At 35.0% G+C, this 16,695-nt stretch carries 16 protein-coding genes and 1 pseudogene; 6 read left to right on the forward strand and 11 right to left on the reverse strand.

The genetic code is table 11. The features are described from left to right. Position 1: 1 nt before the first annotated feature. The 4 genes and pseudogenes from ON07_RS05320 to ON07_RS05335 all read right to left on the reverse strand — a co-directional run bounded on the left by ON07_RS05320 (position 2) and on the right by ON07_RS05335 (position 4,173). On the reverse strand, positions 2 to 1,297 hold the full coding sequence (locus ON07_RS05320; RefSeq protein ID WP_010228806.1) for an ABC transporter permease: 1,296 nt from the start codon (positions 1,295 to 1,297) through the stop codon (positions 2 to 4). Further along, positions 1,290 to 2,219, reverse strand: a complete 930-nt coding sequence (locus ON07_RS05325) for an ABC transporter ATP-binding protein (protein ID WP_010228807.1) — start codon at positions 2,217 to 2,219, stop codon at positions 1,290 to 1,292. Before ON07_RS05325 ends, ON07_RS05320 begins: the two co-directional genes overlap by 8 nt. Positions 2,220 to 2,436: 217 nt before the next feature. Further along, positions 2,437 to 3,559 (reverse strand): annotated as a pseudogene (gene dnaJ, locus ON07_RS14625) (molecular chaperone DnaJ). A 41-nt stretch (positions 3,560 to 3,600) separates the two neighbouring features. Beyond that, positions 3,601 to 4,173 carry a nucleotide exchange factor GrpE gene (locus ON07_RS05335; RefSeq protein WP_010228810.1) on the reverse strand — a complete coding sequence of 191 codons (573 nt, stop codon included), beginning with the start codon at positions 4,171 to 4,173 and terminating at the stop codon, positions 3,601 to 3,603. 151 nt (positions 4,174 to 4,324) lie between these two features. Between ON07_RS05335 and ON07_RS05340 the strand changes: the two genes are divergently transcribed. Beyond that, a complete protein-coding gene (locus ON07_RS05340; RefSeq protein ID WP_029331541.1) occupies positions 4,325 to 4,993 on the forward strand; it encodes a YceI family protein in 669 nt (222 codons plus the stop codon). A 53-nt stretch (positions 4,994 to 5,046) separates the two neighbouring features. Here ON07_RS05340 and ON07_RS05345 read toward each other — a convergent pair whose 3' ends face one another. Both ON07_RS05345 and mnmD read right to left on the reverse strand, forming a co-directional pair. Next, complete coding sequence (locus ON07_RS05345; RefSeq protein ID WP_010228812.1) at positions 5,047 to 5,949, reverse strand: TIGR01777 family oxidoreductase; 903 nt, start codon at positions 5,947 to 5,949, stop codon at positions 5,047 to 5,049. Positions 5,950 to 6,021: 72 nt separating this feature from the next. After that, entirely contained in the window at positions 6,022 to 6,699 is a 678-nt protein-coding gene (gene mnmD, locus ON07_RS05350) for a tRNA (5-methylaminomethyl-2-thiouridine)(34)-methyltransferase MnmD (RefSeq protein ID WP_010228813.1), read from the reverse strand. A gap of 209 nt (positions 6,700 to 6,908) precedes the next feature. Between mnmD and ON07_RS05355 the strand changes: the two genes are divergently transcribed. Next, complete coding sequence (locus ON07_RS05355; protein WP_029331543.1) at positions 6,909 to 7,979, forward strand: branched-chain amino acid aminotransferase; 1,071 nt, start codon at positions 6,909 to 6,911, stop codon at positions 7,977 to 7,979. A 242-nt stretch (positions 7,980 to 8,221) separates the two neighbouring features. On the opposite strand, the gene ON07_RS05360 is transcribed toward ON07_RS05355, so the two are convergent. Then, positions 8,222 to 8,608, reverse strand: a complete 387-nt coding sequence (locus ON07_RS05360) for a pyrophosphohydrolase domain-containing protein (RefSeq protein ID WP_010228815.1) — start codon at positions 8,606 to 8,608, stop codon at positions 8,222 to 8,224. A 45-nt stretch (positions 8,609 to 8,653) separates the two neighbouring features. On the opposite strand from ON07_RS05360, the gene ON07_RS05365 reads away from it, so the two are divergent. Further along, a complete protein-coding gene (locus ON07_RS05365; protein WP_010228816.1) occupies positions 8,654 to 8,842 on the forward strand; it encodes a hypothetical protein in 189 nt (62 codons plus the stop codon). 7 nt (positions 8,843 to 8,849) lie between these two features. Here the strand turns inward: ON07_RS05365 and ON07_RS05370 are convergent, their stop codons facing one another. Together ON07_RS05370 and ON07_RS05375 are read right to left on the reverse strand one after the other, a co-directional pair. After that, a complete protein-coding gene (locus ON07_RS05370) occupies positions 8,850 to 9,284 on the reverse strand; it encodes a hypothetical protein (RefSeq protein ID WP_010228817.1) in 435 nt (144 codons plus the stop codon). Positions 9,285 to 9,474: 190 nt separating this feature from the next. Further along, positions 9,475 to 11,535, reverse strand: coding sequence for a dipeptidyl-peptidase 3 family protein (locus ON07_RS05375; protein WP_029331546.1), 2,061 nt, complete (start codon positions 11,533 to 11,535; stop codon positions 9,475 to 9,477). Between the two features lie 93 nt (positions 11,536 to 11,628). On the opposite strand from ON07_RS05375, the gene ON07_RS05380 reads away from it, so the two are divergent. Further along, a complete protein-coding gene (locus ON07_RS05380) occupies positions 11,629 to 12,681 on the forward strand; it encodes an SRPBCC family protein (protein WP_010228819.1) in 1,053 nt (350 codons plus the stop codon). A 17-nt stretch (positions 12,682 to 12,698) separates the two neighbouring features. Further along, entirely contained in the window at positions 12,699 to 13,070 is a 372-nt protein-coding gene (crcB, locus tag ON07_RS05385; RefSeq protein WP_010228820.1) for a fluoride efflux transporter CrcB, read from the forward strand. Position 13,071: 1 nt separating this feature from the next. Here the strand turns inward: crcB and ON07_RS05390 are convergent, their stop codons facing one another. After that, complete coding sequence (locus ON07_RS05390) at positions 13,072 to 13,677, reverse strand: DUF1684 domain-containing protein (protein ID WP_029331548.1); 606 nt, start codon at positions 13,675 to 13,677, stop codon at positions 13,072 to 13,074. A 305-nt stretch (positions 13,678 to 13,982) separates the two neighbouring features. On the opposite strand from ON07_RS05390, the gene ON07_RS05395 reads away from it, so the two are divergent. After that, complete coding sequence (locus ON07_RS05395) at positions 13,983 to 15,200, forward strand: MFS transporter (RefSeq protein ID WP_010228822.1); 1,218 nt, start codon at positions 13,983 to 13,985, stop codon at positions 15,198 to 15,200. Here the strand turns inward: ON07_RS05395 and ON07_RS05400 are convergent. Next, positions 15,197 to 16,630, reverse strand: coding sequence for a hypothetical protein (locus tag ON07_RS05400; protein WP_010228823.1), 1,434 nt, complete (start codon positions 16,628 to 16,630; stop codon positions 15,197 to 15,199). The genes ON07_RS05395 and ON07_RS05400 overlap by 4 nt on opposite strands. Positions 16,631 to 16,695: the final 65 nt, after the last annotated feature.

Genomic DNA, 16,695 nt, shown 5'->3' on the forward strand with positions numbered 1-16,695 from the left:
ATTAGTATTTAATCCATTTATACAATTCTTTATAGGTTGGCTTTTTACCATACATTAAAATTCCTACTCTATAAATTTTAGCAGCCAACCACACTATCCCGGCATTACTCACAAATAATATAATTACCGAAATCGCTAACTCATACCATGGCACCCCAAACGGGATTCGCATGAGCATAACTATTGGGGAGGTTAACGGAATCATAGAAAAAATGGTGGAAACCGTTCCGTGTGGATTTTCGATTACAGAGAAAAAACCAACATAAATCCCGAGCATTAATGGCAAGATTATAGGGAACATAAATTGCTGGGTATCGGTCTCAGAATCTACGGCCGCGCCAATAGCTGCATAAATAGCACTATAAAGGAAATAACCACCTATAAAGTAAACCAGAAATGAAACTATTAATGTAAGAATTGGCAAGTTGGTAATATCTATAATTAGCTGCTGCATTTCCCCATTAGAGACCTGCTCTATATCTTGCATTTGAGGTTGTCCTTCCATTAAATTCATCCCGGTTAGAGAAGAAGTGATAAATAGAAGAACGGTTCCTAAAATAACCCAGATAGAAAACTGGGTAATTCCCGCCAACGAGGTTCCTATAATTTTCCCAAGCATCAGCTGAATAGGCTTTACAGAAGAAATAATAATTTCGATTATTCGATTTGTTTTTTCCTCGATTACACTGCGCATTACCATGTTTCCGTAGATAATAATGAACATCATAAGTAGATATCCCGCTGCGCCTCCAAATATCATCTTTACATAATTAGACATTTTCGAGGTTCGTTTTCCTTCAAAATTCTCTATTCGAATATCTACTTTAGCCTCTGCCGCTTTAATTTGCGAAATATCCATCCCACGAGATATAAGCTCACGGGTTGTAAGATTTTCTGAAACGGTACGCTCAATATGTCTTAGAATTCCAATTGATGGAGCTTCTTTTCCAAAAAATCGAATAGATTTAGCTAACTCTACATTATCTTGAGTGTCCGGAATGTATAATACCCCATAATATTCCTTTTCCTTTACCAAAAGTTTAGCGTCCTCTAAGGAAACTGCCGATACATCTACAAAATCTATTTCATCTTTATTCTCAAATTGCCCTTGAAACAAGCCACTGTCGTCTTTTACTGCAATAGTATGAGTTTCGCTGTTATTAAGCATACTTAAATAGGCAACCAAGGAAAACATACCCACAAGAATTAAAGGGCTCAAGAAGGTCATCACTATAAAGGTCTTATTTCTTACCCTTGCCAGATACTCTCTGTGAATAATTAGTCTTAAGTTATTCATTTGTAGTAACGGTTTTAATAAAGATGTCATTTACTGAAGGAACTACCTCCACAAAGTGATTCACTCTGGATTTGGTAATTAAATACTGTAAAAGATCGTTGGGAGATTCATTTGGTTTTATTTGAATACTCAGTTTCAAATCGTCGGATAGTGATTTAAACTGTGCTTTTCCAATTTTAAAATTTCCATTTAACTCCGAAAGTAATTCATTTTCATTGAAGGGATTCATGCCAACTTCAAAAGTGTTGGTTTTATATTGTCTTTTAATATCGTCTACTTTTCCGTCCAATAGTTTATTAGACTCATGGATTAATGCCATATAATCGCATAATTCCTCTACACTTTCCATTCTATGCGTAGAAAATAAGATCGTGGCACCTTCATTTCGAAGCTGCAAAATTTCATTTTTAATAAGATCTGCATTTACAGGATCAAAACCACTGAAGGGTTCGTCAAAAATCAAAAGTTTTGGACGGTGCAGGACGGTAATAACAAATTGTACTTTCTGGGCCATCCCTTTGGAGAGTTCCTGAATCTTTTTATCCCACCAGTGTTTAATGTCTAATTTGGTAAACCAATAATCTAACTGTTCTTTAGCTTCAGCTTTAGTTAGACCTTTTAATCTGGCAAGATATAAAGCTTGCTCTCCTACCTTCATCGACTTATAAAGTCCGCGTTCCTCGGGTAAGTATCCTATATGAGCTACATCATTAGGCTGTAACGGCTTTCCGTCTAAATGTACCACACCACTATCCGGCATGGTAATTTGATTTATTATCCTAATAAAAGTGGTCTTTCCCGCACCATTTGGCCCTAAAAGTCCGAAAATACTTTCTCTAGGGATATTGATGGAGACATTATTTAGTGCAGTAAAATTTCCAAATTTTTTGCAAATATTTTCTGCAACCAGAAGATTATCCATAAAATTCTATTATCTCGTAAATATATTGAAATCGTGCAGAAATGCTTTTATATACCTAAGATTTTATTTCAAGCCTTTTAGTGCATATTTATAAAACAAAAACCCACCCTCAAAATAGTATTAAGGATGGGAAAAAAATTGCTATGAAAAAGAAAAAGTATCACTAATTAGATTAGTGATACTCAAATATATAAAAATTATCTTAAAGTTTTCTTAATTACGAAAACATATCTTTTACCTTCTCGAAAAAGGATTTGTCACTTTTCTCTGGGTTAGGCTGGAAATTATCGTCTGTAGCCATCTTCTCGAAAAATTCTTTTTGTTCCTTATTCAATACTTTTGGCGTCCAAACATTTACATGTACTAAAAGATCTCCTTTTCCATACCCATTAATGTTCGAAATACCTTTACCTCGAAGTCTCAATATTTTTCCAGATTGTACTCCTTCATCTATTTTAATGCGCACTTTTCCGGAAACTGTATCTATTTCCCTACTAGCACCTAAAACTGCTTCAGAATAACTTATATAAAGATCGTAATGAAGATTATCTCCTTCTCGTTGTAAGCTAGGATGCGGTTTTTCTTCAATAGCAACTAAAAGATCTCCCGGGATACCATTTCCTGGAGCCTCGTTCCCTTTGTGAGAAACTTTTAACTGCATTCCATCTTCCACCCCAGCAGGGATTTTAATGGTTACAGTTTCTTCTTTCACCTTAAGTCCGTGAGCATCTGCATCTGCAGGCTTCTTGTCTATCGTTTGCCCTGCACCACCACAAGCTGTACATGGAGAAGCGGTTTGCATTCTACCAAGAATTGTGTTGGTAATTCGGGTTACCTGCCCAGTACCATTACAAGTAGAGCATGTTTTATAAGTGGTTCCTTCTGCTTGAACCTTACGCTTTACTTTTATCTTTTTCTCGGTACCATTGGCAATTTCCTCTAGGGTTAGACTCACTCTAATACGCAAGTTGCTCCCTTTAACTCTTCTTTGGCCGCCACCGCCACCGAAGCCTCCAAAACCGGAGAATCCGCCGCCACCGCCGCCGAAAATATCACCAAATTGGCTGAATATGTCGTCCATATTCATGCCGCCTCCGCCACCACCGCCGAAACCACCTTCGAATGCTTGGTGACCAAAACGATCGTATTTAGCACGCTTATCATCGTTGCTTAGAATTTCGTAAGCCTCTGCTGCTTTTTTGAAAGATTCCTCCGCATTACTATCTCCTGGATTTTTATCTGGGTGAAATTCTATCGCCTTCTTTCTATAAGCCTTTTTTTATTTCTGCTTTCGTTGCAGATTTGCTTAATCCTAATATTTCGTAATAATCCTGTTTCATTTTGTGGTTTTGTGATTTCTAAATAGTGACATAATTCTGAATTATTTTCCTGTCACCACTTTTGGATAGCGAATAATTTTATCTCCAAGCTTATATCCGCGTTCTACCACATCAACAATTTTGCCTTTCAATTTATCTGAAGGAGCCGGAATTTGAGTAATTGCCTCATGCATATCTGCATCAAAAACATCACCTTGCTTTACATTCATTGGTTCTAGACCTTTATTTAGTAAGGTTTCATTGAATTTATTGTAAATAAGTTCTACTCCTTTTAGCAAGTTTTTATCTTTCGCTTTCTTAATTTCATTCATCGCTCTGTCAAAATCATCTAAAACGGGTAACATAGCTGACATAACTTCTTGATTAGCGGTCTTAAATAACTCAATTCGCTCCTTAGAGGTACGTCTCTTGAAATTTTCAAATTCAGCAAAAAGCCTTAAAAACTTATCTTTTTCTTTTTCCAAATCTGCTTTTAACTGATCGTTTTCCGAAAGCTCTTCTCCATCTGCTCCCGCATCTACTTCCTCAATTGCTTCATCCAGAAGCTCTTCTATTTGATCTTTAACAGTCTCGTTATTTTGTTCGCTATTATTGGTATCCTTATGTTTATCCATTATTGTGCAAAATTTGTTTTCATGCAAAGGACAAATTTGTTGCCAATCCTCTTAAAATGTCAAAATGTCATCTGAAAAACTTTAATATACATTTATGAAACGTGCATTGATAAGCTTGTTACTTTTGCATTTCATTAAAATTAAATTTAAAATGAAAAAAACTGTATTAAATATCTTTACAATTGCAGCAATTGGATTAGCAACTGTTGGATGTAAAAACGAAAATAAAGAAGTTGAGACTACAGACGCTCAGGAAGTTGCAGATGCAACTATGGAAGCTGTTGCTTTTAAAGTAGACACTACTGCTTCTGTTATTAACTGGCAAGGTGAAAAGCCTACCGGAACTCACATGGGAACTGTAAAATTAACTGAAGGAACTTTTAAAGCTAACGATAGCGTTATTGAAAGTGGAACTTTTGTTATAGACATGACTTCTCTTGTTGCTAACGATCTTGAAGGAGACATGAAAATGAATCTTGAAAAGCACCTTAAAGGTACTGTAGAAGGTAAAGAAGGAGATTTCTTTAATGTAACTAAGTATCCTACTGGTACTTTTGAAGTTACTGGAGTTTCAGAAAAAGATGGAAAAACAATGTTACAAGGTAATCTTACTTTAAAAGATGTTACCAAAAATGTTGAATTTCCTGTAACTATTAATATGAATGAAGACACTATCGAATTGACTAGTGAAAAATTCAATATTGATAGAACTAAATGGAATGTGAATTATGGTTCTAAATCTGTATTTGACGGATTAGGAGATAAATTCATCAACGATGAGATTGAATTGATGATTGAAGTAAAAGCTAAGAAAGCTTAATTCTTTCAAAACATATATAGAAAAAGAGGCTGCAAATTGCAGCCTCTTTTTTTTTACAGTAAATTCTCTAATGCTTTGGTTAGATTTTTATATTTAAATGAAAAACCGGTATTTTCTATTTTATCTGAACTCACCAACTGGCTAGACAATACAACTGTAGACATATCTCCCAACGCCACTTTTAAAGCAATTGCAGGAACATTTGGCAACCAAACATTTTTATCCAATTGCTTAGCGATCGCTTCCATTAATTCATTATTTGTAACCGGGTTTGGAGCCACTGCATTATAAACACCTTCCAGGTCATTCTCCAAGACATGGATATATAGATCTGCAAGATCTTCTAAATGAATCCATGATTGCCATTGTTTCCCACTCCCAAAAGCTGCTCCTAAATTAAAGTCTGCCGGTTCTTTCATTTTTTGGAGTGCACCACCATTTGAAGCTAGCACTAATCCCGTTCGAACTTTTGCCACCTTTATATTTAATTTTTTAAAACTATCGGCAGCTGCCTCCCATTTCTCTACAACCTCGCCTAAAAAAGAATCATCCCGTTTCTCATCCTCTTCATAATAAAGATTTTGCAAAGAACTAGGATAAATACCCACTGCGCTAGCAGATATAAATTGAGAGACCGATGAGTTTGTTTTTTTTAGAGTATTCAATAGTAAATTGGCAGATTCTATCCTGCTATCTAATATTTCCTGCTTATAACTGGATGTCCATCGTTTTGCGATACTGGCACCGGCAAGATGAAAGATGGCATCTATTCCATCCAAACATTTAGAATCAATTTCATTATTAGCAGGATCCCAATAGAAGCCTTTATAATGATCTTTAGTCTTTATCTTATCCTTGCTCGTGGTTAGATAATTAACATCAATCCCTTTTTTTAAACATTTCTTAGCGATTCTCGAACCAACTAAACCCGTAGCACCTGTAATTAGAACTCGCATATTTTTTTTCTTTACAAGTTAGCTAGAGACTTCTTTGAAAACTAAGATTTTCACTAGGTTTAACAGCACGATCTATATTTTTTTTGTTGCCCTTAACATTTCCCTTTTTCCGGGAGGTCCTGCTAATCTTTCAACGATAAATCCCACTTCCAACATTGCCCGTCTCACACTGCCTTTCGCGGCATAAGTTACAAGAACACCATTATTCTTTAGGGCATTATACATTTTGTTAAAAATCTCTACCGACCACAGTTCCGGTTGAACTCTGGCCCCAAAAGCATCGAAATAGATTAAATCGTACAATTCTATATCGATTATATCCTGAAAAAACTTTTGCTGTTTAGTAAGATTGAAAGATTTTGTGATCGCTATTTTATTTTCCCATTCACTTTGATGGATCTTTCCGAAAAAATCTATGGCTAAAGGTTGCTGGAGTACTTTGCTGAAATTCAATTTTTCTACCTCGTCCAGAACTACTGGATAAGCTTCTACACCGGTATAATTAATCGATATATTTTGATTTTGAGCTTCTTCCCAAGTCACTAAAGAATTTAATCCGGTTCCGAAGCCAATTTCTAGAATTGAAATTTCATTTAAATCTTCTCTTTTACACACAGGGATTAAGCCCATATCTATAAAAACATGCCTAGCTTCCTGTAAAGCTCCATGTTTAGAATGATATTGCTCATTCCATTCTGGAATATGAATAGTTGAAGAACCATCTCCTGTAATTATTATTTCTCTTTTCAAGTCTGAAGCTATTTTGAAGCAAAATTAATCTATTAAATATGGATCCTGTGAGATTGAAATAGAAATTTAAACACCAACTTATAGATCTTAAATAATAGAAATTAAAGACCATATACAATCTCACTTTTATCACTTGTTAAATTAATAGATACCCACAACTTTGATTTCATTTTAAAATGGGTAAATTTGCAAATACTAAAAAAGACACAATGAAAGACGATGCAACCATCGAAATTGATATAAAAAGAGCCCCTACCTCTAAAATAGCTTCAATAGATTTTGAAAATTTAAAATTCGGGCACACCTTTACAGATCATATGATGACTTGTGATTATGAGAATGGATCTTGGCAGGCACCTAAAATAATGCCTTACGGACCTATTTCCATGGAACCTTCTGCAAAGGTTTTTCATTATGGTCAAGCGGTTTTTGAAGGGATGAAAGCATACAAAGATGATCAAGATCAAATTTGGATGTTTAGACCACAAGAAAATCTTAAACGTATTAATAAATCTGCCAAGAGAATGGCAATTCCGGAATTTCCCGAGGACTTTTTCTTTAATTCTTTGGAAGCTCTTTTAAAACTGGAAAAAGATTGGATTAAAAAAGGATTTGGAAATTCTCTTTACATAAGACCATTTGTAATTGCTACCGAGCCTGGAGTATCGGCCTCTCCGGGAACAATGTACAAGTTTATCATTATATGCTCTCCCGCAAAGTCCTATTATACTGGAGAAGTGCGCGTGAAATTTTCTGAAAAATATAGCCGAGCTGCAGATGGCGGTGTTGGTTTTGCGAAAGCAGCAGGAAATTATGGAGCACAATTCTACCCAACCAATTTGGCAAAAGAAGAAGGATATCAGCAAATAATTTGGACCGATGCTAATACACATAGTTTCTTAGAAGAAGCCGGAACGATGAATATCTTCTTTAGAATAAACGATACTTTAATCACTGCTCCTACTAACGACCGAATTCTAGATGGAATCACCAGAAAGAGTTTAATCATTCTAGCTGAGGAGAATGATGTGAATATTGAGATAAGAAAAGTACCCGTTCAAGAAATTGTAGATGCTGCAAGAGAGGGAACTTTAAAAGAAATTTTTGGTGCCGGTACCGCTGCTGTAATTAATCCAATATCAGGATTTGGATATAAAGGCGAAAAACATGAGTTACCAAAATTAACCAATTCTTATGCGAGTTTCTTTAAAGATAAATTGATGAAAATTCAATATAATTTATCTGAAGATAAGCACGGTTGGAGATATTTAGTGAAATAAGATGTTTTAAGACATACTATAAAAAAGCCTTGAATTTATTTTCAAGCTTTTTTAATATAACTGATTCTTTACATGAACTTCAGGTTGAATATTTCGACTTCGTGCAATACAGACTAAAATTGAAAATTTGCTTATTTCGTCAAGCTGAACTTGTTTCAGCTTCTATTATCTTAAATGGGAGTTTATAGATCCTGAAATAAATTCAGGATGACGTAGGTTATAAGTAAATAAAGCTACTTTATTTATCTCTCTAAAATCTTCTGAATTTCGGGTTTAAAATAATTTGGCCCTTTCAAAACTTTTCCATCTTCTCTATAAATTGGTTTTCCATTTTCTCCCAATTTACTCATATTACTTCTTTGGATTTCTTCAAAAACCTCTTCAATTTTATGTTGCATGCCATGCTCTATAATGGTTCCACATAAAATATATAACATATCCCCAAGGGCATCTGCCACTTCTGTAAGATCATTATTATTCGCTGCTTCTAGGTATTCCTCGTTCTCCTCCTTCATCAAATTAAATCGAAGCATATTTTTTGCCTCTCCAAGATCTGCAATAGGTTTTTCATTCATTCCTAATCCAAAAGCGGTATGGAATTCTTGTACGGCTTCAATTCTTCTTTTCATTATAAATTGCTTTTTTAAAGTTAACTTTGCCCTAAAATAACAAAAATGTTTAGTACCGGACAATGGATTTTTGCTGCAATATTTTTTCTATCATTTGTAGTGGTAATAATCTTTAGTTATAGAAAGGATATCGCAATCCATAAAAAATATCATAAAGGCAGTTTATTTGTTTTGCTTGGCTTCTTAATCTTTATTGGATTATTATTTGTGATTAAAGCATATATAAAAGAGTAGACAACTATTAGCGTTTATCTTCTTTGGATTTCATTAATCCGGGATGATTTTCTCTTAAAAACGAGTTTCTTGAGGAATCTATTTGCTGTATAAATTTTTCCAACTCAAAATTTTGCCTTCTCCAGTTTCGTAAATAATAATCGTCTGCGAAGAAATCATTCATATATAAGGAATCCATTCTCGGGAAATAGGAGAAATACTTATCCCATGCAAAGGGCGCTGTATATTCAAAATACCTCCTGAAGGTATCCATAATGCTGTCCAAATTTTCATGAATAGTATCTCCTTCTATTGTGGAATACTGCCAAGTGTATACAGAATCGTATCTAATTAAATTCCCTTGCTCATCATATTCCCTTTTGACATCCCATTTTTCTTTGGGTTGCACTGTAGATAAATCTTGATCTTTGTCAGAATTCTTTTTTTTCCTTATCCTGCGCATTGCAAGACAGTAAGGCTAGCATTAGGAAAAGGCTTACTATATTTTTCATATCACAACTTTTTAAAATTTATCGTAACACCTAAAAATGTTTTCTAAATTAAAAACTGTAGTGAATATTTAAAATGATTTTAATCATAAAAAAAGCCCCGACAATTAATTTATCGGGGCTTTTTTAATTTTTTCAGTCTGCTTATTCTACCGGTGTAGCAACTTTTTTATCCACTTTTAAAAAATGGTAGTTTTTAGTGTACTCCATCATCTGAGAAGCGAAATCTTTAGGTTGAGTCACCTTAACAGATTTTATCTCATTGTTATCATCCATTTCTGGAACTAATACTGGGTTTACAAATCCGCTGTAAGGAGGAGATTTGAATTGAGCATTTCTATCTAGCACCTCCTTATGAATTTCTTGATCGACTTTAACTCCGTAGTTTTCAACTAAATTCTTTGCAGCATCAAAATCACCTTCCGATTTAATTCGCTGAGTTTCTTTTAATAACTCGCCAAATAATTCTCTCAATCGGTCGTAGTTTTTAATATCGAAATACGTTTTTCCATCTCTGGTAACTTTTTCTATAACTCCTTCTTCTTTCCCTTTTTCAAAAACCCATGCGCTCACCCATTGTCTATTTCTCATATGCGCTTCTTCTACATCATCTCCAATATTCAATCTTCTTAATTGAGTCATTAAACCATTTCTGATATACCCATCGTATGCCGCCATTCCGGTTTTCTTCCAATCATCTGTCAATCCTAATTCTTGAATTTTCGGATCCATTAAATAATAAAGACCTACAAGATCTGCTCTTCCTTCTTCCAGAGTAGATGCGTAATTCTTTAAAGTTTCCTTAGTTTCTCCAACTCCCGGATTTAATTGCCCGGAGGCATGACCTACAACTTCATGAAGTGCTGTATGTAACTTATCTGCATTCTGGCCGTATTTTTCCTCTAGCGCAACTTCTTCCTCATCATGAGCAAATTCCTGTAACACGCCAGAGCTTCCTGCGTTATTATAAGCTTCAATGATGTTTCCTAAAGAAACAGATTTACTTCCATGTGCAGCTCTAATCCAGTTTGCATTTGGTAAGTTCACTCCAATTGGCGTACTAGGTGATGCATCTCCAGCTTCTCCTGCAACAATAACCGTTTTATAAGTTACACCCACTACAGATTTCTTTTTGTGTTCCAGCATTAAAGGAGAGTTATCCTCGAACCACTGAACATTATCCTCCAAAACCTTCATTTTTTTGGACATTTCAAAATCTTTAATCTGTACAATACTTTCGTAAGAACCACGATATCCTAATGGATCGTTATACACTTCAATAAAACTATTGATATAATCTATATTTCCTTCGGTAGCTTCAACCCAAGCAACATTATAGTCATCCCAAGTTTGAAGATCTCCAGTCTTGTAATATTTAATCAATAAGCCCAGTGCATTCCCTTGCTTTTCATTTTCTGCAACCGCTTGAGCTTTCTCCAACCATTTTACAATTTCATCTATGGCTGTACCATACAATCCACCGCTTTTCCAAACCTTTTCTACCAATTGTCCATTTTCCTTCACTAAAGTAGAATTCAAACCATAAGAAAGTGGCTTATCTTTATTTGGAGAAGATTTCTTTTTGTAAAAAGCTTCCGCTTCAGCAGCAGTTACATCTGGACCATAAAAGTTAATTGCAGATCCCTTCAACAATCCTTTTGCTACATCTAAGTTCACTTTTTTAGCATCTTTATCATTAAAGATCACCTCATAAGGCTCGCCGGTAAGTTCAGTTTGTGTTTCAGCTAAAAGCATATCAAAATATTCTTTGCTGAATTCCGGCTTTATTTTATCGTTAGAGTAATGGTGGTGAATCCCGTTAGAGAACCAAACTCTCTTCATGTATGTTTCAAAAGATTTCCAATCTGAAGCATCTTTATCTCCGGCGTAATTAGCGTAGATATTCTCCAACGCCTCTCTAATTTCAAGATTGTGTCTATAATTTTGGTCCCACATAATATCACGACCACTCAAACCGGCTTGAGTAAGGTAATACACTAATTTTTGTTCTTGAAGTGTTAAATCCTCGAATCCAGGAATTTGATACCTTAACACTTTAATATCCGCAAACTCCTCCACCTTATAATCAAAATCAGTTTCGGTAGAAGTTTCCACTTCAGCAATCTCTCTATCATTACTTTCATCCTTGCAGGAATACAATAAAGAAGACATTAATACTAATGCCATAAGGAATTTAAGTTTCATATATTTCTGTTTAATTTTCCTACAAATGTAGTAATTAGCAGCTTTATATTTAACTATATTAGCATTCTGAACCATATTAACACCCAATTTTAAATGAAAATTTTAAAATATTTATTCTTTTTATTACTTGTTATAATTATTGCAGGAGCTATTTACGTAGCTACAAAAGATGGAAATTATCAAGTGGAGGAAACTGCAATAATCCATGCTCCGGTGCCTGTTGTTTTTAATGAAGTAAATAATTTCAAGAATTGGGATAAATGGGGCCCATGGATGGACGATGCAGATGATATTATTATTAATTATCCTGAAAATACCATCGGTGAAAACGCCAGCTTTTCATGGAAAAGTGAGAAAATGGGAGATGGTTCCATAAAAAATATAAAAGTAATTCCAGAGTCTGCCATAGACCAGAAACTTAGCTTTAAATCTCCCTATGGAGAATCTAACAGTAATGTGTATTGGGATTTTCTTGAGGTAGAAGAAGGAACTAAAGTAACTTGGGGAATTAAAGGTGAGCAAAGTTTCATGGAAAAATTAGCTTTTACTTTTATGGAAAAGAGTTTTCCTGAAATGATTCGCCCTATGTATAAAGAAGGCTTGGAAAAATTGAATACGGTTGTATTGGAAAAAATGAGTACTTACTCTATAAATGTGGATGGAATTACCACACATGGAGGTGGCTTTTATATGTACACCACAACGGCTACCAAAATTTCTCAGATACAAACTAAGATGCAAAAAATGTTTGCAGATGTTTCTTTATATATGGAACAAAATAATATCTCTACGATGGGAAATCCTTTTGTGCTTTATAACAAATGGGACGAGCAAAATAACTCAGCAATTTATTCCACCGGATACTTTACACCAAGCTTAATAATAACTCCAGCGGAAAGCACCGTCTTAAACGGAATGATGCCGGTTCAAAAAGTTATAAAAACTACCCTAAAAGGTGATTATAAAAACCTGAAAGAAGCTTGGGACGCTACTTATAAATATGCACAAGAAAATAATTTACCGGTTAATCCAGATAGTCCTGCTTTTGAAGTATATGCTATTAGGCCAGATAAATCTCCAAACCCTGCAAATTGGGTAACTGAGATTTATATTCCACTTTTGGAAGTTGAAGAACCAACCTTATAATAGTTAGCAGTCTTTAAATGAAAGCGATCTTAATGGTATTTCTAGGTGGAGGTTTGGGAAGCGCAATGCGCTTTATGATCACCAAGGTTTTGAACAAATCTCCCTTAGAAATACCTTACGGTACTTTTACTGTTAATATTGTGGGAAGCCTCTTATTAGGACTAATCCTTGGAATCTCTCTAAAATCTGGAGCACTCTCTAACAATACCATGTTATTTCTTGCAACAGGATTTTGTGGAGGATTTACCACATTTTCCACCTTTACTTTTGAAAATCAGGTGTTTTTAAGAACCGGCGATTATTCAAGCTTTGCCATTTACACCTTAGGAAGCATCCTAGCAGGATTTGCAGCCGTATTTCTGGGATTATATTTATCTAAATTAGTGTGAGCTATTTATTGTAAACCTTAACTCCTACAGGAATAGCAACAGAAATATCATTTTCTGAAGGTGGAATAGGGCAAGAATATTTCCCATTATAGGCACAATAAGGATTATATGCTTTGTTGAAATTCAGCGTAATCGTATTCCCTGTAGGTATGCGCATATCCAGATATCTTCCACCGCCGTAACTAGTTTCTCCATTGGTAGCATCTGTAAATGGGATAAAAAGATAATCTACATATTCCGGCTTGGTTATTAGCTCCTGATTCTGGTAAATATTTAATTTAAACGATTGTCCTTCTAGTTCAAAATAAGCCTCTCCGTATTTTACGTATATCGGCATCCTGTCTGTAGTTGTCGGCATTGCAAAAGGAGATTCTGCAGGAGTTCTTACAAATTCTGCTTCTACGACGTACGTGGTATCAATATCGAAAAAGTCTAAAGCTTTAAACTTTTTTATATCTTCTGAAGTTAATGGAGACTCTTCAGGATTTGCAAACTCTAAATTTAAATGCTCCTGAAAGGCTACAATATCTTCAACTTTTGAAGAATTCTGCGCCATAAGCAACGAAGTATTCAGAATTAACACTATCAAGAAAAGCAACTTTTTCATCTTCTTATATTTAGAATACAAAAATGAGGAATTATAATTGAATTCCACTTTCTAAAATTTTTATGAACCTGCTTGACTGTTATGTATTTTGTCATCCTGTAGAAAACGAAGCGGACTGAAGGATCTCAATAAAACAGAAACAATCCAGCTATATATCCCTCCTCCCGATAGGTATCGGGACGTCGGGATAACATATAGAAAAATAAAATAGTGACTTATGGACACTACTCCCGCTAAAAATTCGCTGCTTTATTTTAAAATTTTCTTTGAAAATTTTAACTAATTTTGGTTCCTAACCAATCCGAATGTTTCAAAAGATTTTCCGTTCATATGTAGACTCCTTTAGCGATTTAAGGCGAGAGGTCTGGCTCTTGGCATTAATAACCTTTATTAATAGAGCCGGGACTATGGTAATCCCTTTTCTTTCGCTATATCTTACTAAGAGTCGTGGATTTTCACTGGAGGAGGTTGGATGGATCCTTACTTTTTTCGGGCTTGGTTCAGTTACAGGATCTTGGCTAGGCGGTAAATTAGTAGATACCATAGGCCATTATAAAACCATGGCGGGAAGCTTACTTATTTCTTCGGTACTTTTTGTGCTTTTACAATTTCCAACCTCATTTTGGGGAATTTGTAGTGGAATATTTCTGGTAATGACGGCTGCCGATATTTTTAGACCTGCTGTTTTCGTGGCAATTAGTGCCTACAGCAAACCACAAAATAGAACACGATCTGTAACATTGATAAGATTGGCGATAAACTTGGGTTTTTCTGCAGGCCCGGCTATTGGCGGAATTATAATAGCCAGTTCAGGATATAGCGGCTTATTTTGGGTAGACGGAATTACTTGTTTATTTGCTGGTATCTTACTTTTAAAGTTATTGCATCCTAAGAAAGCGATCGAGAATGTTAGGGAGGTAAACACGAGTCCGCAAGGAGTGCTAAAAGATTTCCCGTATTTAATTTTTATTGCATCTATGGTTCTATTCGGATTCATATTCTTACAGTACTTCTCTACCATGCCTTTATTTTATGCACAAAAGCACGGACTAACTGAATTGGAGATAGGACTCTTATTAGGATTGAACGGGTTTTTAATTTTTCTTTTAGAAATGCCACTAATTAAATATCTTGAATCTAAAAAAGTAACCGCCATTTTTCATGTCATTGTGGGAACTATATTAGTAGGCTTAAGTTTCTTAGCCGTAAATCTTACAGGTTGGGTAGGAATTTTGGTAATAGGAATGCTCTTAATGACCATTGGAGAGATGATTGCCTTTCCATTTTCCAATTCTTTTGCATTAACTAGAGCCGAAAAAGGGAAACAAGGATCGTATATGGCGTTGTATAGTATCGCATTTTCCTTGAGTCATATCTTTGGTCATAACTCGGGGATGCAGTTAATTAGCAGTTTTGGGTATTTATTTACCTGGAATGTAATGATTGTCTTAGCGGCTATAGCCTGTGGTCTCCTAGTTTATTTGAGATTTATATTAAAAAAGGAAACCCTTACAAGCACCTAATTATCGCTTGGAATATTATAATATTTAGATTCCCCTAAATACTTTTTCAACAACTCATTAAATTCCGGGCTTAATTTAAGATCTAAGGTACCGGGGATATCATATAACTGCTCTAAATCCTCATATCCGGTTTTAAGCAGATCTTCCAAATACAAAAGTGCTGTGTAATAATCTCCATCCTGGGCACTTAAGGAAATGATTGAAAAATAGGCTTCCGGATTCTCTTTATCGAATATTGTTCGTAAGATCGAGACTAGAATTAACCTATCTATACCTGCCTTTTCCTGTTTTAATTCCTGAAATCTATCTTTTGTATAGCTTTGCAAATAATCCTCTAACCTATACCCTACCTCAGATTCTGCTACTATTTTGCTGTTTTTTATCGAATCTATTTCTTTGTATTGCTGTGCCCACCAACCTATATTCTCGAAGCTTTTTGAGGTTAGATCTTCTTCTATCGAATAATAATATTCAAATCTTAGGTTCCTCTCTTTTATTTTTGCTGAATTATTTTCAGCACGTTGTTCTTTATAAATTGTTTCTCTTCTAATTTCTTTCTGAAGGTCTCGAATTTCATCCTTTTTATCGAAGTATTTATATTTATCACGCATTAGTTCCAGCAACTCATAGGCTTTATAAAAATTCAGTTGTCGTCGCCAACTCTCCGCAGTAGCCAATTCTGCTTCATATAAGCGATCAATCATATCTGAATCTCTGGGTTGGTCTCCATCAAGCATTGCTTGTAGAGTAAAAGTTCCCAGTCCGTGAGAAATTAATTTTGCTGAAGGCCAATTTCCCTCATCATCATAATTATAGATGAAATTCTTGTAATCGAGAATTTTAAATATGTTGAAACTTTCCCTGAAGTTGTTATAGGAATCACTTTTAAAAGCCGCAAATCCAATTATAATCTGCTTCTTATTTTTCTGGGCTAGAAATTCTTTATTTATCCAAACTTCCTCCACAGCCAATACCCCTTTAATTTTAGGGTAAATTATTGGCAAAGCACTGGCTACAAGCGCTCCTTCCCCTAAACCTGCAGAATAAACCCTTTTTTCATCGATTGGAAAATTCAGCAATACTTTCTCTAATAGCCTGGAAGCAATTTCTAAATTGGATACCAAAGAATCTTTTTCTGATATATTATTAGAGGCCGCAATTAAATAACCCTGCTCATTTGCTGCCTGACTAAATAGTCTTGCTGAGTTTATTCCTCTGCCTTCAGGATCGAAGACAATAACAATTGGCCATTTTTTATCATCAGAATAATTACTTGGCAAATACATCGCAAAGCTTTCAGAAATACTATCACTTACGGGCAAACTATCTACAGCGGCACCTTTTCTAAGAGATAGATCTTGAGCAAAAAGTAATTGTATGGGTAAAAGACATAATAAAAGTCCAGTATATAAAGTAGATGTAATTTTCATACTTCTAAAGTAGCTGAAATATGGGAAATAAAAAAGACCACATTGCTGTGGCCTGATTCAATTTG

Source organism: Gillisia marina (assembly GCF_000258765.1).
Classification (GTDB): domain Bacteria; phylum Bacteroidota; class Bacteroidia; order Flavobacteriales; family Flavobacteriaceae; genus Gillisia; species Gillisia marina.

What these genes read in the sequence shown, in the direction of transcription:
- ON07_RS05320 (WP_010228806.1), bottom strand. Translation starts at nt 1,297, where the DNA reads ATGAATAACTTAAGACTAATTATTCACAGAGAGTATCTGGCAAGGGTA.
- ON07_RS05325 (WP_010228807.1), bottom strand. Translation starts at nt 2,219, where the DNA reads ATGGATAATCTTCTGGTTGCAGAAAATATTTGCAAAAAATTTGGAAAT.
- ON07_RS05335 (WP_010228810.1), bottom strand. Translation starts at nt 4,173, where the DNA reads ATGGATAAACATAAGGATACCAATAATAGCGAACAAAATAACGAGACT.
- ON07_RS05340 (WP_029331541.1), top strand. Translation starts at nt 4,325, where the DNA reads ATGAAAAAAACTGTATTAAATATCTTTACAATTGCAGCAATTGGATTA.
- ON07_RS05345 (WP_010228812.1), bottom strand. Translation starts at nt 5,949, where the DNA reads ATGCGAGTTCTAATTACAGGTGCTACGGGTTTAGTTGGTTCGAGAATC.
- ON07_RS05355 (WP_029331543.1), top strand. Translation starts at nt 6,909, where the DNA reads ATGAAAGACGATGCAACCATCGAAATTGATATAAAAAGAGCCCCTACC.
- ON07_RS05360 (WP_010228815.1), bottom strand. Translation starts at nt 8,608, where the DNA reads ATGAAAAGAAGAATTGAAGCCGTACAAGAATTCCATACCGCTTTTGGA.
- ON07_RS05365 (WP_010228816.1), top strand. Translation starts at nt 8,654, where the DNA reads ATGTTTAGTACCGGACAATGGATTTTTGCTGCAATATTTTTTCTATCA.
- ON07_RS05370 (WP_010228817.1), bottom strand. Translation starts at nt 9,284, where the DNA reads ATGCGCAGGATAAGGAAAAAAAAGAATTCTGACAAAGATCAAGATTTA.
- ON07_RS05375 (WP_029331546.1), bottom strand. Translation starts at nt 11,535, where the DNA reads ATGAAACTTAAATTCCTTATGGCATTAGTATTAATGTCTTCTTTATTG.
- ON07_RS05380 (WP_010228819.1), top strand. Translation starts at nt 11,629, where the DNA reads ATGAAAATTTTAAAATATTTATTCTTTTTATTACTTGTTATAATTATT.
- crcB (WP_010228820.1), top strand. Translation starts at nt 12,699, where the DNA reads ATGAAAGCGATCTTAATGGTATTTCTAGGTGGAGGTTTGGGAAGCGCA.
- ON07_RS05390 (WP_029331548.1), bottom strand. Translation starts at nt 13,677, where the DNA reads ATGAAAAAGTTGCTTTTCTTGATAGTGTTAATTCTGAATACTTCGTTG.
- ON07_RS05395 (WP_010228822.1), top strand. Translation starts at nt 13,983, where the DNA reads ATGTTTCAAAAGATTTTCCGTTCATATGTAGACTCCTTTAGCGATTTA.
- ON07_RS05400 (WP_010228823.1), bottom strand. Translation starts at nt 16,630, where the DNA reads ATGAAAATTACATCTACTTTATATACTGGACTTTTATTATGTCTTTTA.